Origin of the sequence: Mesorhizobium sp. B2-1-1, assembly GCF_006442975.2 — a bacterium.
Taxonomy (GTDB): domain Bacteria; phylum Pseudomonadota; class Alphaproteobacteria; order Rhizobiales; family Rhizobiaceae; genus Mesorhizobium.
In genome coordinates this window covers 428664-449369 of record NZ_CP083954.1, presented here as the reverse complement: position 1 = coordinate 449369, position 20706 = coordinate 428664, and the positions used below count along the sequence as shown (strand labels likewise).

The 20706-nt window shown below is 62.4% G+C and carries 24 protein-coding genes; 13 read left to right on the top strand and 11 right to left on the bottom strand.

Going from position 1 to position 20706, the window contains the following annotated elements; all coding sequences use genetic code 11:
• Positions 1-98: 98 nt before the first annotated feature.
• Both FJ972_RS02080 and FJ972_RS02075 read right to left on the bottom strand, forming a co-directional pair.
• Positions 99-1040 carry a sugar ABC transporter substrate-binding protein gene (locus FJ972_RS02080; protein WP_140524127.1) on the bottom strand — a complete coding sequence of 314 codons (942 nt, stop codon included), beginning with the start codon at positions 1038-1040 and terminating at the stop codon, positions 99-101.
• Between the two features lie 391 nt (positions 1041-1431).
• A complete protein-coding gene (locus FJ972_RS02075) occupies positions 1432-2463 on the bottom strand; it encodes a LacI family DNA-binding transcriptional regulator (protein WP_140524125.1) in 1032 nt (343 codons plus the stop codon).
• A gap of 166 nt (positions 2464-2629) precedes the next feature.
• On the opposite strand from FJ972_RS02075, the gene FJ972_RS02070 reads away from it, so the two are divergent.
• The 3 genes from FJ972_RS02070 to FJ972_RS02060 are packed head-to-tail and all read left to right on the top strand — an operon-like array spanning position 2630 to position 5321.
• A complete protein-coding gene (locus tag FJ972_RS02070; protein ID WP_140491229.1) occupies positions 2630-3727 on the top strand; it encodes a fatty acid desaturase family protein in 1098 nt (365 codons plus the stop codon).
• 44 nt (positions 3728-3771) lie between these two features.
• Complete coding sequence (locus FJ972_RS02065) at positions 3772-4086, top strand: MocE family 2Fe-2S type ferredoxin (protein WP_140524123.1); 315 nt, start codon at positions 3772-3774, stop codon at positions 4084-4086.
• Positions 4083-5321: an NAD(P)/FAD-dependent oxidoreductase gene (locus tag FJ972_RS02060; RefSeq protein ID WP_181172275.1), complete on the top strand. Its 1239-nt coding sequence runs from the start codon at positions 4083-4085 to the stop codon at positions 5319-5321. Before FJ972_RS02065 ends, FJ972_RS02060 begins: the two co-directional genes overlap by 4 nt.
• A gap of 69 nt (positions 5322-5390) precedes the next feature.
• Here the strand turns inward: FJ972_RS02060 and FJ972_RS02055 are convergent, their stop codons facing one another.
• The 5 genes from FJ972_RS02055 to hslV all read right to left on the bottom strand — a co-directional run bounded on the left by FJ972_RS02055 (position 5391) and on the right by hslV (position 9591).
• Positions 5391-6350, bottom strand: a complete 960-nt coding sequence (locus FJ972_RS02055; RefSeq protein WP_140524122.1) for a DUF1402 family protein — start codon at positions 6348-6350, stop codon at positions 5391-5393.
• Between the two features lie 163 nt (positions 6351-6513).
• Positions 6514-7824: an ATP-dependent protease ATPase subunit HslU gene (gene hslU / locus FJ972_RS02050; protein WP_140491221.1), complete on the bottom strand. Its 1311-nt coding sequence runs from the start codon at positions 7822-7824 to the stop codon at positions 6514-6516.
• Positions 7825-7828: 4 nt separating this feature from the next.
• Positions 7829-8428, bottom strand: coding sequence for a DUF2585 domain-containing protein (locus FJ972_RS02045; protein WP_140491219.1), 600 nt, complete (start codon positions 8426-8428; stop codon positions 7829-7831).
• A 3-nt stretch (positions 8429-8431) separates the two neighbouring features.
• Positions 8432-8965, bottom strand: coding sequence for a GNAT family N-acetyltransferase (locus tag FJ972_RS02040; RefSeq protein ID WP_140524120.1), 534 nt, complete (start codon positions 8963-8965; stop codon positions 8432-8434).
• 74 nt (positions 8966-9039) lie between these two features.
• A complete protein-coding gene (gene hslV / locus FJ972_RS02035; protein WP_140524119.1) occupies positions 9040-9591 on the bottom strand; it encodes an ATP-dependent protease subunit HslV in 552 nt (183 codons plus the stop codon).
• A 213-nt stretch (positions 9592-9804) separates the two neighbouring features.
• On the opposite strand from hslV, the gene hisB reads away from it, so the two are divergent.
• From hisB to FJ972_RS01985, 10 genes are all read left to right on the top strand, one after another.
• On the top strand, positions 9805-10404 hold the full coding sequence (gene hisB / locus FJ972_RS02030; protein WP_140524117.1) for an imidazoleglycerol-phosphate dehydratase HisB: 600 nt from the start codon (positions 9805-9807) through the stop codon (positions 10402-10404).
• A gap of 3 nt (positions 10405-10407) precedes the next feature.
• A complete protein-coding gene (locus FJ972_RS02025; RefSeq protein ID WP_140524116.1) occupies positions 10408-10884 on the top strand; it encodes a DUF2628 domain-containing protein in 477 nt (158 codons plus the stop codon).
• Between the two features lies 1 nt (position 10885).
• Positions 10886-11536 (top strand): imidazole glycerol phosphate synthase subunit HisH, encoded by a 651-nt coding sequence (gene hisH / locus FJ972_RS02020; RefSeq protein WP_140524114.1) that lies wholly within the window; start codon positions 10886-10888, stop codon positions 11534-11536.
• A gap of 6 nt (positions 11537-11542) precedes the next feature.
• Positions 11543-11833 (top strand): DUF1330 domain-containing protein, encoded by a 291-nt coding sequence (locus tag FJ972_RS02015; RefSeq protein WP_140524112.1) that lies wholly within the window; start codon positions 11543-11545, stop codon positions 11831-11833.
• A 4-nt stretch (positions 11834-11837) separates the two neighbouring features.
• Positions 11838-12587, top strand: coding sequence for a 1-(5-phosphoribosyl)-5-[(5-phosphoribosylamino)methylideneamino]imidazole-4-carboxamide isomerase (hisA, locus tag FJ972_RS02010; protein WP_140524111.1), 750 nt, complete (start codon positions 11838-11840; stop codon positions 12585-12587).
• Complete coding sequence (locus FJ972_RS02005) at positions 12584-13420, top strand: arginase family protein (RefSeq protein ID WP_140524109.1); 837 nt, start codon at positions 12584-12586, stop codon at positions 13418-13420. The genes hisA and FJ972_RS02005 overlap by 4 nt, the downstream gene beginning before the upstream one ends.
• Positions 13417-14211: an imidazole glycerol phosphate synthase subunit HisF gene (gene hisF, locus FJ972_RS02000; RefSeq protein WP_181173428.1), complete on the top strand. Its 795-nt coding sequence runs from the start codon at positions 13417-13419 to the stop codon at positions 14209-14211. Before FJ972_RS02005 ends, hisF begins: the two co-directional genes overlap by 4 nt.
• 33 nt (positions 14212-14244) lie before the next feature.
• Positions 14245-14568 (top strand): phosphoribosyl-ATP diphosphatase, encoded by a 324-nt coding sequence (locus tag FJ972_RS01995; RefSeq protein WP_140524106.1) that lies wholly within the window; start codon positions 14245-14247, stop codon positions 14566-14568.
• Positions 14569-14591: 23 nt separating this feature from the next.
• The gene (gene coaA / locus FJ972_RS01990; protein ID WP_140491197.1) at positions 14592-15551 is read left to right on the top strand and encodes a type I pantothenate kinase; all 960 of its coding nucleotides are present in this window, start codon (positions 14592-14594) and stop codon (positions 15549-15551) included.
• Positions 15552-15694: 143 nt separating this feature from the next.
• Positions 15695-17287: a hypothetical protein gene (locus FJ972_RS01985; RefSeq protein ID WP_140524105.1), complete on the top strand. Its 1593-nt coding sequence runs from the start codon at positions 15695-15697 to the stop codon at positions 17285-17287.
• Here FJ972_RS01985 and FJ972_RS01980 read toward each other — a convergent pair.
• The 4 genes from FJ972_RS01980 to FJ972_RS01965 form a co-directional block, all read right to left on the bottom strand.
• Positions 17281-17898, bottom strand: a complete 618-nt coding sequence (locus FJ972_RS01980; protein WP_140524103.1) for an alpha-ketoglutarate-dependent dioxygenase AlkB family protein — start codon at positions 17896-17898, stop codon at positions 17281-17283. The genes FJ972_RS01985 and FJ972_RS01980 overlap by 7 nt on opposite strands.
• A 103-nt stretch (positions 17899-18001) precedes the next feature.
• The gene (gene lysM, locus FJ972_RS01975) at positions 18002-18475 is read right to left on the bottom strand and encodes a peptidoglycan-binding protein LysM (RefSeq protein ID WP_140491191.1); all 474 of its coding nucleotides are present in this window, start codon (positions 18473-18475) and stop codon (positions 18002-18004) included.
• Positions 18476-18564: 89 nt separating this feature from the next.
• Positions 18565-19002 (bottom strand): alternative ribosome rescue aminoacyl-tRNA hydrolase ArfB, encoded by a 438-nt coding sequence (gene arfB, locus FJ972_RS01970; protein WP_140491189.1) that lies wholly within the window; start codon positions 19000-19002, stop codon positions 18565-18567.
• 84 nt (positions 19003-19086) lie between these two features.
• Entirely contained in the window at positions 19087-20697 is a 1611-nt protein-coding gene (locus FJ972_RS01965) for a phosphoenolpyruvate carboxykinase (protein WP_140524102.1), read from the bottom strand.
• Positions 20698-20706: the final 9 nt, after the last annotated feature.

The following is a 20706-nucleotide window of genomic DNA, read 5'->3' as shown; positions in this document are numbered from 1 at the left end:
TCCGTCAGCCGCGGTCGCCCCTGGCGCTATCAAAGCGCCGAGAGGAGGAGCGGCGCCCGGTCCTTTGAGCGCCGCCCCGAGGTGAACCGTTCCGCCGCTCAGTTCTTCTTCAGGAACTTGTCGATGTTGGCCGGCGTCACCAGTTGGAAGGGCACGTAGACCTTGTGTTCGACCTTCTCGCCCTTGGACAGTTTCAATGCCGCGTCGAGCGCGCCGGCGCCCTGGCCGGCCGCGTCCTGGAACACGGTGGCGTCGAGGTCGCCTGCCTGCATGGCGGCGAGCGCGTCCTGCGTGGCGTCGACGCCGCCGACGACAACCGTCTTCATGTCGACATTGGCGGCCTTCATTGCCTGGATGGCGCCGATGGCGCTTTCGTCATTGTTGGCGATGACGCCGTCGAACGGCTTGCCGGTCGACAGCCAGTTGGTCATCAGGTTCTGGGCCTCGTCGCGGTTCCAGTTCGACGTCTGCTTGTCGATGATCTTGATGAAGCTGCAATCCGGCGTTGCGATCACCTCCTCGATGTCCTTGGTGCGCTGCACGGCTGCTTGGTTGGAAAGCTCGCCCATGATCACATAGACATTGGCTTCCTTCTTGCCGGATTCCTTGAACAGGCGGCAGACCTCCTTGGTTTCGAGCGTGCCGGAATCGGCCTCGTTCGAAGCGACGAAGGCCTGGTTGTCAGGCAGCGTGTCGACATTCACCGGTTCACGGTTGACATACACCAGCGGGATCTTTGCGGCGGCCGCGGCATCCGACATCGCCTGCGTGGCCGAGGTGTCGACCGGATTGACGATGATGGCGTCGACCCCTGATGCGGCGAAGTTCTTGATCTGGTCGAGCTGTTTGGCGACGTCGTTCTGCGCGTCCTCGACCTGCAGCTCCACGCCGCTCATGCCCTTGGCCTGCTCGATCATGCCGTTGCGCAGCACGGTCAGGAAATTGTCGTCGAACTTGGCCATCGACACGCCGATCTTGGCGGCCATGGCGGACGAACTCATCAGCGCCGCGAAAGCGACGCCCAAAATCATTTTCTTCATTGTATTTCTCCTCCACTTTGGGTGTCCGGTTGCACCGATCTATCCGGAATCCCCGATCTCCCCGGGGAATCTCTCCCTGATATCATTTCGTTCCAACGCGGTTCACCACTGGCTGGAACGCCGAACTGCCTGCTCGAACCAGGTGTTGTCGGAACGAAAGAACCAAAATGTACAGTCAGTGAAATATTTATTCCATTTCGAATCGGGGCGTCAAGGGAAATTCCGAATCCGGGCGTGCGATTTTCGGCTGTCTCTGATGGATTCTATCATTTCAGGCGGCTGGTTTGCGGCAGACCGGGCTGCCCGAGGGTTTTATCGTTTCATGGAAACGCCCTACCTTCCGTCCTGACGCGACCTGGACGGAAAACCGCTGCGCATTCCTGAAATGGCTTCAGATGTTTTCCGGCAAATAGATGTCGAAGGGGAGGAATGTCTGGCCCGGCGCATTGGCCGCACCGGTTTCGATGGCATGCGCCATCCGATCGACGAGCTCGCGACAGAGCGCGGCAAGGGGCGTCGAGATCACCATCGTCAGGATGTTGTCGGCAAGCGCGGCGCGCGATTCGGCGTTGATCTCGTTGCAGACGACCACCGGCATGTTTGCGGGCTTCGCTGTCCGCAGCGCCGAGACGGCGCCTTCCATGCCGCCGCCGGCGACGTAGCAGCCGACAAGATCCGGATATCGCGCCAGAAGATCGATCATCGCATCATGGGTCACCTGGTTGGCCTCCAGATTGACCAGCGTCTCCAGCACGTTGAAGTCCGGCGCATGCTCGCGAAAGAAGGAGCGGAAACCGATCTCACGCAGCTCATGGCCGTGGAAGCGATGGCTGCCGACAAAAAGGGCGACCTTGCCGGGCTTCCTCGCAGCCTTCGAGATCATCCAGGCGGCGGTGCGGCCGACCTTGCGGTTGTCGAGCCCGACATAGCCTTCGCGGATGCCGGCGGCGAAGTCGGACAGCAGGGAGAAGACCGGCTGTCCCCTGGCTTTTAGCGCCTCCACGACCGCCGTCAGCGTCGGATGGTCAGGGCCGACCACGGCGATCGCCCGCGATTTCGCCGCCAGCCTGCGCATCTGGGCAGCGATCTCATCCGGGGCCAGGGAACTGGCGAAATCGATGGTTGCGACGCCACGGAAGCGCTGCGATTGTGCGACCGCGAGTTCGAGTTCCCGCGCGAAATCGCCATAGAAAACGTCATTGCCCCGAAGCAGCAGGAAACCCAGCCGATACTCGGGCAATTCCTGGCGCATACGCTGCTTGATCAGGCCTGCGGCGTGATAGCCGATCTCGGTCGCGGCGTTATAGACGCGGCGCGCCGTTTCCTCGCGCACAGGCAGGCGGCTGTTGAGCACCCGGTCCACCGTGGCGACGCTGACGCCGGAGATGCGCGCCAGATCTGATATGGTCGGCCGTTTCGCCATGTCTGTCCTCATTTGACCGTGCATCTTTCCTACATCTTTATGATAGGAAATGATAGAAACTATCTTTATGATGTTGAGTCTATCATGAGCTAGCGTTATTTTCAGCCTCGAAGTCAGGAAATGTCGGGCATTCGCGTGGCGGATGCCCTTGCCGAGGGAGGCAACCATGCATGCTGCGCCGTCCCGGCGTGACTACAGCCTGATCGGCCGCGACGCCAGGCTGGCCGTCGAGACCGGCCTGTCGGCGGCCGAATGGTATCACACCGACATTCCCCGCAAGCAGATGAAGGAGCTGATGCAGCGCTCCGACGCGCCCGCGCTCCGCGACACGGCGATCTGGATCGCCGCGCTCATCGTCAGCGGCGCCGGCGGTGCCTGGTTCTGGGGCACCTGGTGGTGCGTGCCGTTCTTCTTCGCCTATGGCGTGCTCTACGGCTCGTCCACGGATTCCCGCTGGCACGAATGCGGCCATGGTACGGCCTTCCGCACGCAGTGGATGAATGATTGGGTCTATCAGGTCGCCTGCTTCATGATCATGCGCAACCCGGTGACCTGGCGCTGGAGCCACACGCGCCATCACACCGACACTATCATCGTCGGCCGCGATCCGGAAATCTCGGTCATGCGGCCGCCGGACCTGGTGCGCGCCATCCTCGGCTTTGTCGGCGTGCTCGACGCCTGGCATGCGATGTCAGACATGCTGCGCAACGCCGCCGGCAACATCAGCGCGGCCGAAAAGACCTTTATTCCCGAGCAGGAACAGCCGAAAGCGATCCGCATCGCCCGCATCTGGACCGCGATCTATGCCGCAACCATCGCGCTGGCGCTCTATACCGGCTCGTTCCTGCCCTTGATGCTGGTCGGCCTGCCCAGGCTCTATGGCGCCTGGCACCACGTCATGGTCGGCCTGCTGCAGCATGGCGGTCTTGCCGACAACGTCACCGACCATCGGCTGAACAGCCGCACCGTCTACATGAACCCGATCAGCCGTTTCATCTACTGGAACATGAACTACCACGTCGAGCATCATATGTTCCCGATGGTGCCCTACCATGCGCTGCCGAAGCTGCATGAACTGATCAAGCATGATTTGCCGGCGCCGACGCCCTCGATCCTGGCCGGCTATCGCGAGATGCTGCCTGTCTTCTGGCGCCAGTTGCGCAACGAGGATTATTTCCTCAAGCGCGAGCTGCCGCCAACGGCCAGGCCGTATCGCGAGGATCTGCACAACGACAATGCTGCCTTCAACGCCGCGGCGGAGTGATATCCGCCGTGAGGCGCGATCGGGAAATTTCGCGGGAGAAATGTATGAGCGACTGGGTCGAGGCCTGTGCCGTGGGAGACATCGACGAAGAAGATGTGATGCGGTTCGATCACGGCGGCCGCAGCTACGCCATCTATCGCAGCCCCGATGATGAGTATTTCGCCACCGACGGCCTTTGTACGCACGAAAAGGTGCATCTCGCCGACGGGCTTGTCATGGACGACATCATCGAATGTCCCAAGCACAATGGCCGCTTCAACTACAAGACAGGCCAAGCCAAGGGCGCGCCGGCCTGCGTCAATCTCAGGACCTATCCGGTCAAGGTCGACGCCGGCAGCGTCCTCGTCCAGATCGGATGACCGGTATGACGCGCGGAATGGTCATCATCGGCGCCGGGGAATGCGGCGGCCGGGCAGCGCTTGCATTGCGTGACCTCGGCTATGAGGGACCGGTGACGCTGGTCGGCGACGAGCCGCATCTGCCCTATGAACGGCCGCCTCTGTCCAAGGACGCCATGGCCGGCGGCGTGCCCGAGATCAAGGCGATCGCCAGCGACGAGATCCTCGCCGAAAAGTCCATCCGGCATATCCATTCCATTCAGGCTGCAGCGATCGATCGCGCCGCGCATACTGTGCGCCTGTCGGACGGTTCGGTCCTGCCCTACGACAAGCTGCTGCTGGCGACCGGCTCGACGCCGCGCAAACTGCCGATGCCCGGCCTTGGCGGGCGCTGCGTCTACCTCAGGACCTTCGCCGATGCGCTGGCTATCCGCGCCCATCTCAAGGCGGGTAACCGCATTGCCGTCATCGGCGGCGGCTTCATCGGCCTCGAGCTCGCCGCGGCGGCCCGCAAGCTCGGTGCTGCGGTCGCCGTCATCGAGGCGCAGCCGCGCATCCTGATGCGCGGCGTACCGGCCGAGATCGCCAAGGTCGTCCATGACACCCACGTCGCCGAAGGCGTCGACATAGCGTGCGGCGAAGGCATTGCCTCGATCGCCGACGACGGCAGGCAGGTGCGCATCGTGCTTGCCGGCGGCCGCGAAATCCTCGCCGATCTCGCCATCATCGGCATCGGCGCCGTGCCGGTGACGGCTCTTGCCGCCGAAGCGGGACTGGCCATCGACAACGGCATATCAGTCGATGCCGAACTGTGCAGCACCGACCCCGACATCTTCGCTGCCGGCGACTGCTGTTCGTTCCCGCTTGCCGTCTATGGCGGCCGTCGCGTGCGGCTGGAGGCCTGGCGCAACGCCCAGGAACAAGGCGCGCTGGCGGCAAAAAACATGCTCGGCGCCGCCGAGGCACATGCGGCGGTGCCGTGGTTCTGGTCGGATCAATATGGCCTGTCCCTGCAGATCGCGGGGCTTTCCGACGAAGGCCGCAGCACGGTGCGCCGCGATCTCGGCGAGGACGCCTTCATCCTCTTTCACCTTGCCGAGGACGGCAGGCTGGTGGCCGCCAGCGGCATCGGGCCGGGCAATGCGGTCGCCCGCGATATCAGGCTGGCGGAGATGCTGATCGGCAAACGGGCGAGGCCGGCGCCGGAAGCGCTCGGTTCGCAGGCGGTGAAATTGAAGTCGCTGCTGGCGGCGTAGGATGCAACGCCAATTGTCAGGGTCTGCGGCGCAGGCGTTGGCAAATTAACGTCAGCGCGCCTGAGCTCCCTAAAACAGCGCCTTCAGCTCCGGTAGTTTGTCATTGACCAGCCAGCCGTAATAATTCTCCTCCGGCAGCTTCACCGGCTCGCCGGCGGCGCTGCGCTTCTCGTTCTCCGCCTTCAGCGCATAGGCGCGCTGCTCGGGATTGCCGACATTGTAGAGCGTGGCGGTCAGGCCCGGATTGCTCGAAATGTCGAAGCCGGCGATGCTCTTGTAGGCGTCGATCGATTTCCGGATCGTCGCGGCGACGTAGGGCAGCGTCAGGTCGGGATCCATGATGGTCTTGTAGACCGCATTGGGATCGCCGACGTCGAGCTTGGGCAGGCCGGAAACCTTGTGCACGAGATCGCTCATCTGGAGCGCGGTCAGCGGATTGAGCTGGCCGAGACCAAAGGTCTGGCCGGCATAGTAGGGCTGGAAGAAAGTGGCGCCGAAACGGTCGTTGGGGAAATCCTCGCCGCCCACCGTCTTTCCGCGAAACGAACGGTTCCACACCTGCTCGCGGCATTCCCATAAATCGTAACTGTCGGACATTCCGGCGCATTTCCTGAATTCCGGCCGCTGCACGAAATCCGTGATGCCCTCGCCGTCATAGGCGAAGGACAGTTTGCTGGAGAGATAGGAGATCGCCTTGACGTAGTAGGTCTGCAGCCGGTCGTAGGCGTCGACATTGTAGGTGTGCTCGCCGACGATGGCGCCGACAATGTGCATTGGATCGATGCCGTAGACGCTTGCCGCCTTCTTGATCTTGCCGCGCAGGTCGGCGTCGTTCTGCAGCAGCGCATAGACCTTGCGGTATTTTGCCTGGAACGTGGTGTTGGTGGCCTGCGTGCGCCGGCTCGAGGCTCCCGGAATGCTGGGCTGCTCGGCATTGCGGTTTCCCGGCGGCACCAGGGTTGCCGCGTCGGCGCCGAACAGCGTTGCCGCCAGCGTCAAGCCGAGAATGACTGGGATGAGTTTTTTCATGCGCCCCGCCGCCTAGAGAATTGCCGCGCAAACTAGGTAAAGCTCCTGGTCGAGTCGAGAGCGGCCCTGCGCTCGGCAGAACGAAAGGTGGCCGAATGATACCATCCGGCCACACATGATCCATTCGCCCGACAGGCGCCGGAACGATCCGGCGCGCGCCTGCTCAAAGAATGAAGCGCGACAGATCGGTGTTCCTCGACAAGTCGCCGACATGTTTCTCCACATAGGCGGCGTCGATGGTCACCGCAGTGCCGTTGCGGTCCGGCGCGTCGTAGGAGATCTCGTCCAGCACGCGCTCCATCACCGTCTGCAAACGCCTCGCGCCGATGTTCTCGACGCTGGCGTTGAGGTCGACGGCGATGCCGGCCAGCGAATCGATGGCGTCGTCGGTGAAGTTCAGGTCGACGCCTTCGGTCTTCATCAGCGCGATATACTGCTTGATGAGGCTCGCTTCCGTCTCGGTCAGGATGCGGACGAAGTCCTCTTTCTCCAGCGCGCGCAATTCGACGCGGATCGGCAGGCGGCCCTGCAGCTCTGGCAAAAGGTCGGACGGCTTCGAGACGTGGAACGCACCCGATGCGATGAACAGGATGTGATCCGTCTTCAACGGCCCATATTTGGTCGCCACCGTGGTGCCTTCGACCAGCGGCAGCAAGTCGCGCTGCACGCCTTCGCGCGAAGGGCCGCCGGAGATGTCCGACCGGGCCGCAATCTTGTCGATCTCGTCGAGGAAGACGATGCCGTCATTTTCCGCGGCGTCCAGCGCCCGGCGAACCACCTCGTCCTGGTCGAGCAGCTTGTCGGACTCGTCGTTGACCAGCAGGTCGTAGGATTCCTTCACCGTCGTCTTGCGCAATTTGGTCTTCTTGCCGCCCATTGCCTTGGACAGCATGTCGTTGATATTGAGCACGCCGATATTGGCGCCCGGCATGCCGGGAATCTCGAAGCCGGGCATGCCGCCATTGCCGGTGTCGGCCACTTCGATCTCGATCTCCTTGTCGTCGAGTTCGCCCTCGCGCAGCTTCTTGCGGAAAGAATCGCGTGTGGCAGGGCTGGCGGTCTTGCCGACCAGCGCTTCCAGCACGCGTTCCTCGGCGTTGACATGGGCGCGCGCCTTGACGTCCTCACGCATCTTCTCGCGCACCAGGCCGATGGCGACCTCGACGAGGTCGCGCACGATCTGCTCGACATCGCGGCCGACATAGCCGACCTCGGTGAATTTGGTTGCCTCGACCTTGACGAAGGGCGCACCGGCCAGCCGCGCCAGGCGGCGCGAGATTTCGGTCTTGCCGACGCCGGTCGGCCCGATCATGAGAATGTTCTTCGGCATCACCTCTTCGCGCATCTGGCCTTCCAGCTGCTGGCGGCGCCAGCGGTTGCGCAAGGCGATGGCCACGGCACGCTTGGCGTCCTTCTGGCCGATGATGAAGCGGTCGAGTTCCGAAACGATTTCGCGGGGAGAAAATGTGCTCATATCACTAAATTCCACTTTGCCACTGCTTGATGGCCTCGAACGGATGCAGCAGCATGATCACGTTGAGTGTCAGATTGTCCCGGATAAGGTAGCCCGTACCCAGTTCGAAAAGGATGGCGAGGCTGACGATCACCCATATAGGTAGCCTTCGCGCCATCACAAATCCCAGCACCATGGCCAGCGTGTCCGACACCGAATTGATGATGCTGTCGCCGTAATAGTCGAGCGAGATGGTGCCGGCGCGGTAGCGCTCTATGATGAACGGGCTGTTCTCGATCAGCTCCCAGCCGCCTTCTATGAAGACGGCGAAAGCCAGCCGCAAGCCGACCGGCGAACGCGGAAACAGGAACCTGGCCAGCGCATAGAACAGGAAGCCGTGGATGATATGCGAGAACGTGTACCAGTCCGATATATGCTGGGAATTTTCGGAACTGTTCACCACGCCGTGCCAGAGCTTGACATAGCCGCAGGTGCAGATCGGCGGATGCCCCATGCCATAGAGGGCTCCAGCCTGGAAGATGACCAGGGCGAGCACGAGCAGAAGCCCCATCCGCCAGCTGTCTTCATAGGCCGAGAGCGTTCTGTCCTCGCCAACTGCGTTCATCCGTCAGTTCCCCGCTTCCGTGTCGCCCGCTTGCCTCTCGTGCGCATCGATTGCCATCAGCAAGACGTCGCCATATCTGGATTGCCGGCGATCAATTGCGCGGAATCCCGCCTTTTCATAGGCGCGGATGGCGCGGCCATTGGATGGGTCGGGATCGATGATGACGCGCGGCACGCCTTCCTCGAATAACTGCTCGACGAACTGGCGCACCATCGCCGAGCCATGGCCGATGCCGACCAGTTCCGGCCGGCCGATCGACAGGTCGATGCCGAGCGTCCCGAACGGCTGGTCGGCATAAGGGTGGTCTTCTTCCAGGTGTGGATCGTAGCTTTGCAGGTAAGCGATCGGCGTGCCGTCGAGTTCCACGATCAGCGGCTCGACGGAAATCGAATCGATATGATCGCGAATCTCGGCGATTTCCGTCTCTGGATCGTCCCACCACTGAGCGACATGCGGTTCGGCGAGCCAGCCGGCGATCATCGGCAGGTCCTTCTGGGTCACCGGCCGAAAATCGTAGCTATGTTCGTGTCTTTCCATGATCTTCTCCGAAGCCGGCCTCCATTTTTCGCTTGCGCGGTCTTTCGGATCGGGATCATGGACGCCGGCCTGTTTCAGGCGGCATCGAGTGTTTCGACGACGAAATTGTTGTTGGTGTAGACGCAGATGTCGGAGGCGATCTGCATCGCCTTGCGCGCGATCTCCTCGGCATCCTTGTCGCTGTCCATCAAGGCGCGGGCCGCAGCCAGCGCATAGTTGCCGCCTGAACCGATGGCCATGACGCCATGTTCGGGTTCGAGCACGTCGCCGGTGCCGGTCAGCGCCAGCGAGACCGACTTGTCGGCCACCAGCATCATCGCTTCCAGCCGGCGCAGATAGCGGTCGGTGCGCCAGTCCTTGGCGAGTTCGACGCAGGCGCGCGTCAACTGGTCGGGATATTGTTCGAGCTTGGCTTCGAGCCGCTCCAGAAGCGTGAAGGCGTCCGCCGTGGCACCGGCGAAACCGGCGATCACGTTTCCGCCCTTGCCGATGCGGCGCACCTTTCTCGCGTTGCCCTTCATGATGGTCTGGCCAAGGCTGACCTGGCCGTCGCCGGCGATCACCACCTTGTTGCCCTTGCGCACCGTCACGATGGTCGTGGCGTGCATGGTCAGTTCATTGGACATTTGCTGCTCCGATTCGCGCCATCCCTCAAAAGGCGATTGGCGCGGTACGAGTGACTTTGATCGGCCCATATGTATGCATGGGGGCGGTGATTGCAAACGCTCGATACCGGCCTGGATCGCAACTGGCAATCGCCGGATCATGCTGCTAGAAGGCTTTCGTTTTCAAGCAGGCGAACGCCTGAAGCGCTTAAACTCACGGACAAGGACAAGGCCATGTCGCCCCGTTCCGCCGAAATCAGCCGCAAGACCAAGGAAACCGACATTGCCGTGTCGGTCCATGTCGACGGCTCCGGCAAATCGGACATCGTGACCGGCGTCGGCTTCTTCGATCATATGCTCGACCAGCTTTCGCGCCATTCGCTGATCGACATGACCGTTCGGGCCAAGGGCGACCTGCACATAGACGACCACCACACGGTCGAGGACACCGGCATCGCGCTCGGCCAGGCGCTGGCCAAGGCGCTGGGCGAGCGGCGCGGCATCATGCGCTATGCCTCGATCGATCTTGCCATGGACGAGACGCTGACGCGCGCGGCAATCGATGTCTCCGGCCGTCCCTTCCTGGTGTGGAACGTTTCGTTTTCCTCGCCCAAGATCGGCACCTTCGACACCGAACTCGTGCGCGAGTTCTTCCAGGCGCTGGCACAGAACGCCGGCATCACGCTGCATGTCACCAATCACTATGGCGCCAACAACCACCACATTGCCGAAACCTGCTTCAAGGCGGTGGCGCGTGCGCTGCGGACAGCACTGGAGCGCGATCCGCGCCAGCCGGACGCGGTTCCCTCCACCAAGGGATCGTTGAAGGGATAGGTCATGGCCAGCTATGTGGTGATGGAACCGCCGGGCCCTGGCGAAAAGGCAGATGCGACGGCGCTTGTCCGCGACGGCTTCACCTGGCTCGGCCTGCTGGTGCCGCCGCTGTGGTTCGCCTGGCATCGGCTGTGGATCGAAGCGGCACTCACCTTCATTGTCATGGCGGTGCTTTCGATGCTTGGCGAAAGGCTCGGTCTCGGGTTGGCTGGTTCGCTGCTGTCCCTGCTTGTCTCGCTCTATGTCGGCTTGGAAGGGCAGGCGCTGCGCATCGCGGCGCTCCGCCGCCGCGGCTGGCGTGAATGGGGGGTGGTCGAAGCCGGTTGGCTCGACGATGCCGATGCGCGCTTTGCCCTGGAGGCCGAGCGGCATGCGGACGGAGCCGAGCCTGTGCCGCGCATGGTGCCGGACGCCGCCCTGGCGCGCCCGGCGCAGCCGGGCATGGCGCTGGGGCTGACCCACATTCCGGGAAGACGCTGACATGCGCGTTGCGATCATCGATTACGGCTCGGGCAATTTGCGCTCGGCCACCAAGGCCTTCGAGCGCGCGGCGCGCGAGGCGGGCATCGCCGCCGGCATTGATCTGACGGCCGACGCCGAGCGGGTGCGCACGGCCGACCGCATCGTGCTGCCCGGGGTCGGCGCCTATGCCGATTGCGCCGCCGGACTGCGTGCCGTCCCCGGCATGTGGGAAGCTGTCGAGGAAGTCGCCATCGCCAAGGGGCGTCCATTCCTCGGCATCTGCGTCGGCATGCAGCTGATGTCCCAGCGGGGCCTCGAAAAGACGATCACCGATGGCTTTGGCTGGATATCAGGTGACGTGAAGGAGATCGCGCCGGCCGATCCGGCACTGAAGATCCCGCAGATCGGCTGGAACACGATCGAGCTGATGCGCAAGCATCCGCTGTTCTCCGGCGTTCCAACCGGGCCAACCGGCCTGCACGCCTATTTCGTCCATTCCTATCATCTCGATGCGCGCAAGCCCGACGAGGTGCTGGCGATCGCCGACTATGGCGGCCCGGTAACGGCGACCGTCGCCCGCGACAATCTCGTCGGCACGCAGTTCCACCCAGAGAAGAGCCAGGCGCTGGGCCTCGCCCTGATCACCAATTTCCTGCGCTGGAGGCCTTGAGGGGCCATGAGCAAGAAGGGCTATTGGATGGCGATGATCGATGTTCGCGATCCCGATCTGTACAAGCGGTATATCGAGGCGAATGCCGTTGCCTTCGCCAAATATGGCGCGAAATTCGTCGTGCGGGCGGGACGCCACGAGAGCCCGGAAGGGCCAACCGGCAACCGCCACGTCCTGGTCGAGTTCGAATCCTACGCCAGGGCGGTCGAATGCTATCATTCGCCGGAATATCAGCAGGCCTCTAAATTCCGGCTTGCCGCCTCGACCGGCCATTTTGTCATTGTCGAAGGCGCCTGAGAAAATGATCCTGTTTCCGGCAATCGACCTCAAGGACGGCCAGTGCGTGCGCCTCAGGCACGGCGACATGGCGACCGCGACCATCTACAACGACGACCCGGCCGCCCAGGCAAAGGCATTTGAAGAGCAGGGCTTCGAATGGCTGCATGTCGTCGACCTCAACGGCGCCTTCCAGGGTCAGAGCGTCAACAGCGCCGCGGTCGGCGCCATCCTGAAGGCGACCAAGAACCCGGTGCAGCTCGGCGGCGGCATCCGCACGCTCGAGCAGATCGAGGATTGGCTCGACCGCGGGCTTGCCCGTGTCATTCTCGGCACCGTGGCCGTGCGCGATCCGGACCTGGTCAGGCAGGCTTGCAAGGCCTTTCCGGGCAAGGTCGCCGTCGGCATCGACGCCAAGGGCGGCAAGGTGGCGGTCGAGGGCTGGGCCGAAGCGTCGAGCCTCGGCGTCGTTGAGCTAGCCAGGAAATTCGAAGGCGCCGGCGTCGCCGCCATCATCTACACCGACATCGACCGCGATGGCGTGCTGACCGGCATCAACTGGGATGCCACGATCAGCCTCGCCGACGCCGTGTCGATCCCCGTCATCGCCTCTGGCGGCCTCGCCTCGATCGCCGACATCGTGCGCATGACCATGCCCGACGCGCAAAAGCTCGAAGGGGCGATCTCCGGCCGTGCGCTTTACGACGGCCGTATCGACCCGGCCGAAGCATTGGCGATCCTGAAAGGCGCGCCCCCGGTGGAGATGCGATCTTGAAAGTCTCGATCATCCTGGCCTCCTATGACAGCGGCCATTATCATGGCGGCATGGGGCAGGGGCCGGACGCGCTGATTGCGGGCGGACTGGTCGAAGCCTTGACCATGGCCGGCCACGATGTCGCGGTCGAGGACATCGGCAAGGTCGGCGATGCCCAGGAGCGTGAGATCGCCACCGGTTTCGCTGTCTGCAATGCCGTTTCGGGCGAGGTCCGCATTGCCCGCGACAGGGGACGCTTTCCCATCGTGCTGGCCGGAAACTGCCTGACATCAGCCGGCGCGGTCGCCGGCGAAGGCGCCGACGCGATCATCTGGGCCGACCAGCACGGCGACCTCAACACGCCCGACACATCCATATACGGGTTTCTCGACGGCATGGCGCTGGCCACCGTGCTTGGCCTGTGCTGGCGCCCGATGGCGGCGGCCATTCCCGGCTTCCAGCCGATCGATCCGTCGCGCTGCGTGCTCGTCAACGCTCGCGATCTCGACCCGGACGAGAAACAGCTTCTGGAGGCATTGCCGGTGATCCGCACGGAATGTCCGGGAGCGGCAGCGGCAACCGAAAAACTCAACGCCGCCGGCGCTAAACGCGTGCACTTGCATCTCGATCTCGACGTGCACGACCCTGAGGCGCTGCAGGCCAACCGCTATGTAGCGCCGGGCGGGCCGAACCCGGAACAATTGCGCGACGCGACCTGCGCTATGGCGCTTGCGGTGCCGATCGTCGGCATCACCGTTTCCGCCTATGATCCGGCTTTCGATGCGCAGGCCGATGTGCCGCCGCTGGTCGGGCAGCTGCTCAACGATCTCATAGCCACGATAGAAGGCCGCTGATGCTGAAAGCCCGCGTCATCCCCTGTCTCGACGTTAAGGGCGGCCGCGTCGTCAAGGGGGTCAACTTCGTCGATCTCGTCGATGCCGGCGACCCGGTCGAGGCCGCCAAGGCCTATGACGCGGCTGGCGCCGACGAGCTTTGCTTCCTCGACATCACCGCGTCATCGGACAATCGCGAGACCATCTTCGATGTCGTCGCCCGCACGGCCGAGCAATGCTTCATGCCGCTCACCGTCGGCGGCGGGGTGCGCCAGGTTGCCGATATCAGGAAATTGCTCCTGGCCGGCGCCGACAAGGTGTCGATCAACACGGCGGCGGTGAAGAACCCGGATTTCGTCGCCGAGGCCGCCGACAAGTTCGGCAACCAGTGTATCGTCGTCGCCATCGACGCCAAGAAAGTGTCGGGCGCCGGCGAGGCCGACCGCTGGGAGATCTTCACCCACGGCGGACGGGAAAAAACCGGCATGGATGCGGTCGAATTCGCCCACAAAATGGTCGATCGCGGTGCCGGCGAGATCCTGTTGACTTCAATGGATCGCGACGGCACCAAGGCCGGTTACGACATCGCGCTGACCCGCGCGGTATCGGACGCGGTGCGCGCCCCGGTGATCGCTTCGGGCGGTGTCGGCACGCTCGACCATATGGTCGAAGGCATTCGCGACGGTCATGCAGGTGCCGTGCTGGCGGCCTCCATCTTCCATTTCGGTACCTATACGATCGCCGAGGCCAAGGCCCATATGGCGCAAGCCGGCCTGCCGATGCGGCTGGACTCCTCGGGCGATCGGCCCTAGAGGCTTGCGGCTAAGAAACAGGGCCAAGGCGCCATGACTGAGTTTTCACTCTCCGACCTGGAGACAATCATCAGCGAACGCGCCCATTCCGGCGATCCGGACTCGTGGACCGCCAAGCTTTACGCGCGCGGCATCGAGAAGGCGGCGCAGAAGCTCGGCGAAGAGGCGGTCGAGACGGTGATTGCCGCCATCAAGGGCGACAAACAGGCGCTCGTTTCGGAAAGTGCCGATCTTATATATCATTGGCTCGTCGTTCTCGGCATTTCGGGTGTGCCGTTGGACGACGTGCTTAGGGAGCTCGAAAGCCGCACCGGGCGTTCGGGTATCGCCGAGAAGGCGTCACGGTCCAAGCGCTGACCGCGAGGAGGGCAGGAATCTCGATGGATCAGCTCGCACCGACCGAGAAATATTCCCCTTTTCGTTTCTTCTCGGCCGAGCAATGGTCGCAATTCCGCGCCGACACGCCGCTGACGCTGAGCGAGGATGAATTCCGCCGCCTGCGGTCGCTGAACGATCCAATCGATCTCGAAGAGGTCAAGCGCATCTATCTGTCGCTGTCGCGGCTTCTGTCGGCGCATGTCGAGGCCAGCCAACTGCTGTTCCGGCAGCGCCAGGCTTTCTTCAACGCCTCGGACGTGGTCAAGACGCCCTTCATCATCGGCATCGCCGGTTCGGTCGCGGTCGGCAAATCGACCACGGCGCGCGTGCTGAAGGAGCTGCTCGCGCGCTGGCCGTCCAGCCCCAAGGTCGATCTCATCACCACCGACGGTTTCCTGTTGCCCAACGAGGTGCTGCGCCGCGAAAACCTGATGGAGCGCAAGGGCTTTCCCGACAGCTACGACGTCGGCGCGCTGCTGCGCTTCCTCTCGGGCATCAAGTCGGCGCTGCCGGATATCCGCGCGCCGGTCTATTCGCACCTCACCTATGACGTCATCCCCGGCGAGTTCGTCACCATCGACCGGCCCGACATCCTGATCTTCGAGGGCATCAATGTGCTGCAGCCGGGCAAGCTGCCGCAGGACGGCAAGATCGTGCCTTTCCTGTCCGACTTCTTCGACTTCGCCATCTACATCGATGCCGACGAGAAGCTGATCCACGAATGGTACATTTCCCGCTTCATGCGGCTGCGCGAGACCGCTTTCCGCAATCCGGAATCGTTCTTCCATCGCTATTCGCAACTGTCGGAGGATTCGGCACGGGCGATTGCCGAAGGCCTGTGGACCAACATCAACCTGAAGAACCTGCGCGAAAACATCCTGCCGACACGCGCCCGCGCCGACTTGATCCTACGCAAAGGCGCCGACCACCTCGTCGAGGAAGTGGCGCTGCGCAAGCTTTAGCTGGCGCGATTAACGGCACTTTAGGCTATCCGAGCTAGTTTCCGATGCAATCTTAATGGGATCGCAAGCAGCTATGCCTCTGTCCCAGTTTCGATCATGACCTTTAATCTTTTGCGGAGGCTCGTCCTTTTAGAGGCAATCATATGAGCTTGTCGGGCGCAAGAACGTTCGATGCGATGGTCGCATCCCAGTACCGTATCGGCAGTCTGCGGCAATTCTCGCTCGTTGGACTGGTCGTCGTGATCTCCTTTTTCATGCCTTGGACAGCGGGTGACAACACCGATGTGAGTTGGATAATCATTATCTGCGAGAAGATTTTTTCTGGTCAGAAACTCTATGTCGACATTTTAGAAACCAACCCGCCTTTTTCGGTCGCTCTGTATATCGGACCAGTGTGGTTGTCCCATAGGTTGGGAATTTCGCCGGAATTGGCGATCGAATATTTCATCTATCTTATCTTCGTCGTTTCGATTTTGTTGTCGGCCCTTGTGATCGAGAAAGGCAGGATCTTTGTCGATCTCAGAACCCAGTGGGTCTATCCCATGCTCGCGGTTCTGCTTCTGATCATGCCAGGGAATATTTTCGGACAACGCGAGCATATCGGTATGATGCTGTTCATGCCGATGCTGTTCCTGATGATGTGGCGTTCCAACGATAGTCCAGGCCAGCATATACCAGTTGCACTTGCATTCACCGTTGGGCTGGCGGCAAGCGTGTTGCTGCTCGTTAAGCCCCACTGGGCACTTGGCATCGCACTGCCTTATCTTGTCATCGCCTGGCGAAGGCGGTCGCTTCTGGCCTGCCTGACTGTTGAGAATATCGTCATAGGCGCGATCTGCACGGGGTATCTCGCCAGCGTGCGAATATGGTTCCCAGAATTTCTTGATACATTCTTGCCTTTGCTGATGCGCTACTATGTCAGTCTGCGGGCCAACATAAATATTCTGTTGGCGCTGCCGACCTTTGCGGTGTTCGTCGTTTTTATAGCCTTCCAGATGCGGAAATCTGCTTGGCGAAGTGATGTGGCAATTGCGGTAACAAGTGGCGCAGGCTTCTTTGTCTCAATGGCATATCTTGGCAAATATTGGCCCAATCACCAGTATCCGTATCAGCTTGCGTTGCTGGTCGCGATGCTGTTGGCTGTTGCATCGCGACGGCAAAAAGTGCTCGCGCTTTCAGGAGAAGAAGCGGCCTCGGAGCGCGCCAATGCGAGACTTCATTCTAGCGCCGCCTTTGCCGTGGTTGTCGCTCTCACGGTAACGCACCACCAGTTTTACCAGATGCCGGAAAAGAGCCTGGTCGATGCAATCAAGGCCCGATACTCCTCGCCGTCCATTGTTCAGGTCAGTTCGGATCTTTCCGTCGGGAATCCGCTGGCGAGGATGGTCAATGGCCGTTGGCTTTCAGCCTACGCTCATGATTGGGTTGGCGCCCATGCGCTTTGGGGTTTGATGAAAGGCAACTATCACGGCGAAGACGAACGAATAGCGCGGCACGACCTCGACAACTATACGCTTTATGTCAACTCCTTGATCCGCGACAACAAGCCGGACATCATCCTTGTCGATCGCTTGGACAAGAAGAAATCCGTGTTGTCGTTGGCGGCGAATTATCCTCCAATATGGACTACCTGGATGCGTCAGAACGCTGACTTCCAGGCCTTGATGAGCAATTACGAAGAGATCGCGCTAGGAGACTACATCGAGGTCTATGCGCGGCGCAGCAGTGCTCACTGACCCCTCGTCACCCGCCGCAGCGTCAGATTGATCCTGCCGCCATTTTTCAGCAGCGCCGAGGTCGAGGGGTAGATGCGGTCGACGCCGTGAAAGCAGAGGCGTCCTTCGCCGCCGAGCACGACGACGTCGCCGCTCTTCAGCCGGAACGACCGGGTCGCCCCCTCGCGCGTCGTCTGGCCGACCCTGAACAGGCAGTCGTCGCCCAGCGAGACCGAGACGACGGGTGCTGAGAAATCCTCCTCGTCGCGGTCCTGATGCAGACCCATCTTCGCATCCGGCGCGTAGAAATTGACCAGGCATGCCTGCGGCGGATGCGGGTAGGCCGAGACCTCTCGCCACAACCGCATCAGCACATCCGGGATCGGCGGCCACGGCGTCCCTGTCACGGGGTGCGTCGGCTGGTAGCGATAGCCGCGTTCCTTGTCGGTGACCCAGCCGAGCGGGCCGCAATTGGTCATGCGCACGCTCATTTCCTTGCCGGTGCGCGGCATGGCCGGCACGAATAGCGGCGCCTGCTGGACGATGCCTCTCACATCCTCCACCAGCGCCTCCTGCACGTCGCGGGACAGATAGGCCGGCATGTGGCGGACGCCCTTGGGCAGAACGAGCATGAGGTCGGTCGCTAGCTCCGTTTCGTCGGTTCGAGCATGCCATCTGAAAATGAAAACGGCGACCCGAAAGCCGCCGTTCCCGAAAAATTCGCGTCTCCCTTGATCAGGTGAGGTCTGGAATGCGCAGGACCTGCCCCGGATAGATCTTGTCGGGATGGGTCAGCATCGGCTTGTTGGCCTCGAAGATGACCGTGTTCTTGGCGCCCTTGCCCTTGCCATAGCTTTTCTCGGCGATCTTCCAGAGATTGTCGCCCTTCTGGACGGTGTAGAAAGTCGGCTCCTTGGCCGCGGCCGCCGCCGAACCGGAGGCCGGCGCGACCTGCAACTCGTCCGCCTGCACCTTGGAGACGCCTAGCGTGTTGCCGACGGCGATGACCGCCTTTTCGAAAACCGACTGGTCCTTGACCACGCCCTTCAGCACCGCCGTGTCGCCCTGGACGACGACCTGCACGCCGTCGGTACCGAGCTTGTGCGAATCGAGTTCTTTCTTGAGCGTATCGGCGCTGGGTGCCGCTTCCTCGTCACCGCCTATGCCGAGCTTTTTGCCGACGCTCTTGACGAAATCGAACATACCCATCTCCAGGTCTCCTTGCTGTGGCAATGAGTAAACCTTGCATCTGCAAAGCGAAATTGAAAGCGGGTTCACGCGCGCGATTGGTGTGTTGCTTAATCGTTCTCTACCCGGCCGCGCAGTTTCTTGATGGTGCCGCGTCCGGCCTTGCTCTTCAGCCGCCGTTCGACCGCGCCTTTCGACGGTCTCGTCTTCTTGCGCGGCGGCGGTGGCGGCTCGGCCGCCTTGGCGACCAGCGCCGTCAGCCGCGCCCGTGCATCCGCCCGGTTCTGCTCCTGCGTGCGGAAGCGTCCGGCTTCGATGACGATGACGCCGTCCTTGGTGGCGCGCTGGCCGGCAAGCCTGATCGTGCGTTCGCGCACGCGCTCCGACAGGCCGGGTGCGTTGCGTGCATCGAAGCGCAGCTGCACCGCCGTCGCCACCTTGTTGACGTTCTGCCCGCCGGGGCCGGAGGAGCGGATGAAATCCTCGTGGAGATCACCCGGATGGATCACGGCATCGTCGGCAATGATGATTGTGTCGTCGCTCGTCATGCCGCAGTCATGGCGCGGCGCACGAAAAAAGAAAAGGCCCGATCGGGACCGGGCCTTGCGAGGATGGCTGAGCCTGGCGGGCGATTATTCCGCCGCTTCCCGCATGTGCGGCGCCGCGCCGAGGACGGAGGCGTCGACATGGTTTTCGAACTTCTCGAAATTGACGGCGAACATGCCGACCAGCCTTGCCGCTTGCCGGTCATAAGCGGATTTGTCGGCCCAGGTCGATCGCGGGTCGAGGATGGCGGCGTCGACGCCCGACACCGCCACCGGCACCTCGAAACCGAAATTGGCGTCGGTACGGAAACCGGTCGTCTTCAGAGAGCCGTCGAGTGCCGCGGCAAGCAGCGCGCGCGTCGCTTTGATCGGCATCCGCCTGCCTGTGCCGTAGGCGCCGCCAGTCCAGCCGGTGTTGACCAGCCAGCAATCGGCACCGTGCTGCGCGATCAGCTCGCGCAGCAGATTGCCATATTCCGAGGGATGGCGTGGCATGAACGGCGCGCCGAAACAGGTCGAGAACGTCGCTTCGGGCTCGGTCACGCCCTTCTCCGTTCCGGCCACCTTGGCCGTGTAGCCGGACAGGAAATGATACATCGCCTGCGCCGGGGTCAGTCGTGCGATCGGCGGCATCACGCCGAAAGCGTCGGCGGTCAGCATGATGATGTTCCGGGGATGGCCGGCGCGCCCCGTCTTGCTGGCATTGGGTATGAAGTCGAGCGGATAGGCGCAGCGCGTGTTCTCGGTGAGCCGGCCGTCGTCGAAATCCGGCACGCCATGGGCGTCGAGAACGACGTTCTCCAGCACCGTGCCGAAGCGCTGCGTGGTGGCGAAAATCTCAGGCTCCGCTTCCGCCGACAGCTTGATGGTCTTGGCATAGCAGCCGCCTTCGAAATTGAAGATGCCGTGCGGCCCCCAGCCGTGCTCGTCGTCGCCGATCAGCGTGCGCGACGGATCGGCCGACAGCGTCGTCTTGCCGGTGCCCGACAGGCCGAAGAAAATCGCGGCGTCGCCGCCAGGGCCCTCATTGGCCGAGCAGTGCATCGGCATCACGCCCTTGGCCGGCAGCAGGTAGTTCAGCATTGTGAACACCGATTTCTTCATCTCGCCGGCATAGGAAGTGCCCCCGATCAGGACGATCTTGCGGGTGAGGTCGACGGCGATCACGGTTTCGGTGCGGGTGCCGTGGCGGGCGGGGTCGGCGCGGAAGGAGGGCAGGTCGATGATCGTCATCTCGGGCACGAAATGGTCGAGCTCCGCAGCTTCCGGACGGATCAGCAGGTTGCGGATGAACAGCGAATGCCAGGCAAACTCGGTGATGACCCTGGTGGGCAGCTTCAGCTCATGGTCTGCGCCGCCGACAAGGTCCTGCACGTAGAGATCCTTGTCCGCGGCGTGCGCCCGGAACTCTTCGAACAGCGTCTCGAACTGGTCCGGCGAGATCGCCTTGTTGTTGTCCCACCAGATGTCATGCTCGGTGGCGCCGTCTCGGACGACGAACTTGTCCTTGGGCGAACGGCCGGTGTGCTGGCCTGTTTCGGCGACCAGCGCGCCGTGCGCTGTCAGCCGCGCTTCGCCGCGCCTGATCGATTCCTCGTAGAGGGCGGCCGCCCCGAAATTGTAGCGCACCAGGCCAGAGGTTCTGAGACCGATACGATCGATCGCGCAGGCAGGATTGCGTTTGCCGACTTCCGACATAGGTGACCC

Bases quoted from the DNA above. Each gene is read 5' to 3' on its own strand.
- FJ972_RS02080 (WP_140524127.1), bottom strand. From the start codon at position 1,040: ATGAAGAAAATGATTTTGGGCGTCGCTTTCGCGGCGCTGATGAGTTCG.
- FJ972_RS02075 (WP_140524125.1), bottom strand. From the start codon at position 2,463: ATGGCGAAACGGCCGACCATATCAGATCTGGCGCGCATCTCCGGCGTC.
- FJ972_RS02070 (WP_140491229.1), top strand. From the start codon at position 2,630: ATGCATGCTGCGCCGTCCCGGCGTGACTACAGCCTGATCGGCCGCGAC.
- FJ972_RS02065 (WP_140524123.1), top strand. From the start codon at position 3,772: ATGAGCGACTGGGTCGAGGCCTGTGCCGTGGGAGACATCGACGAAGAA.
- FJ972_RS02060 (WP_181172275.1), top strand. From the start codon at position 4,083: ATGACCGGTATGACGCGCGGAATGGTCATCATCGGCGCCGGGGAATGC.
- FJ972_RS02055 (WP_140524122.1), bottom strand. From the start codon at position 6,350: ATGAAAAAACTCATCCCAGTCATTCTCGGCTTGACGCTGGCGGCAACG.
- hslU (WP_140491221.1), bottom strand. From the start codon at position 7,824: ATGAGCACATTTTCTCCCCGCGAAATCGTTTCGGAACTCGACCGCTTC.
- FJ972_RS02045 (WP_140491219.1), bottom strand. From the start codon at position 8,428: ATGAACGCAGTTGGCGAGGACAGAACGCTCTCGGCCTATGAAGACAGC.
- FJ972_RS02040 (WP_140524120.1), bottom strand. From the start codon at position 8,965: ATGGAAAGACACGAACATAGCTACGATTTTCGGCCGGTGACCCAGAAG.
- hslV (WP_140524119.1), bottom strand. From the start codon at position 9,591: ATGTCCAATGAACTGACCATGCACGCCACGACCATCGTGACGGTGCGC.
- hisB (WP_140524117.1), top strand. From the start codon at position 9,805: ATGTCGCCCCGTTCCGCCGAAATCAGCCGCAAGACCAAGGAAACCGAC.
- FJ972_RS02025 (WP_140524116.1), top strand. From the start codon at position 10,408: ATGGCCAGCTATGTGGTGATGGAACCGCCGGGCCCTGGCGAAAAGGCA.
- hisH (WP_140524114.1), top strand. From the start codon at position 10,886: ATGCGCGTTGCGATCATCGATTACGGCTCGGGCAATTTGCGCTCGGCC.
- FJ972_RS02015 (WP_140524112.1), top strand. From the start codon at position 11,543: ATGAGCAAGAAGGGCTATTGGATGGCGATGATCGATGTTCGCGATCCC.
- hisA (WP_140524111.1), top strand. From the start codon at position 11,838: ATGATCCTGTTTCCGGCAATCGACCTCAAGGACGGCCAGTGCGTGCGC.
- FJ972_RS01995 (WP_140524106.1), top strand. From the start codon at position 14,245: ATGACTGAGTTTTCACTCTCCGACCTGGAGACAATCATCAGCGAACGC.
- coaA (WP_140491197.1), top strand. From the start codon at position 14,592: ATGGATCAGCTCGCACCGACCGAGAAATATTCCCCTTTTCGTTTCTTC.
- FJ972_RS01985 (WP_140524105.1), top strand. From the start codon at position 15,695: ATGAGCTTGTCGGGCGCAAGAACGTTCGATGCGATGGTCGCATCCCAG.
- FJ972_RS01980 (WP_140524103.1), bottom strand. From the start codon at position 17,898: ATGCTCGTTCTGCCCAAGGGCGTCCGCCACATGCCGGCCTATCTGTCC.
- lysM (WP_140491191.1), bottom strand. From the start codon at position 18,475: ATGGGTATGTTCGATTTCGTCAAGAGCGTCGGCAAAAAGCTCGGCATA.
- arfB (WP_140491189.1), bottom strand. From the start codon at position 19,002: ATGACGAGCGACGACACAATCATCATTGCCGACGATGCCGTGATCCAT.
- FJ972_RS01965 (WP_140524102.1), bottom strand. From the start codon at position 20,697: ATGTCGGAAGTCGGCAAACGCAATCCTGCCTGCGCGATCGATCGTATC.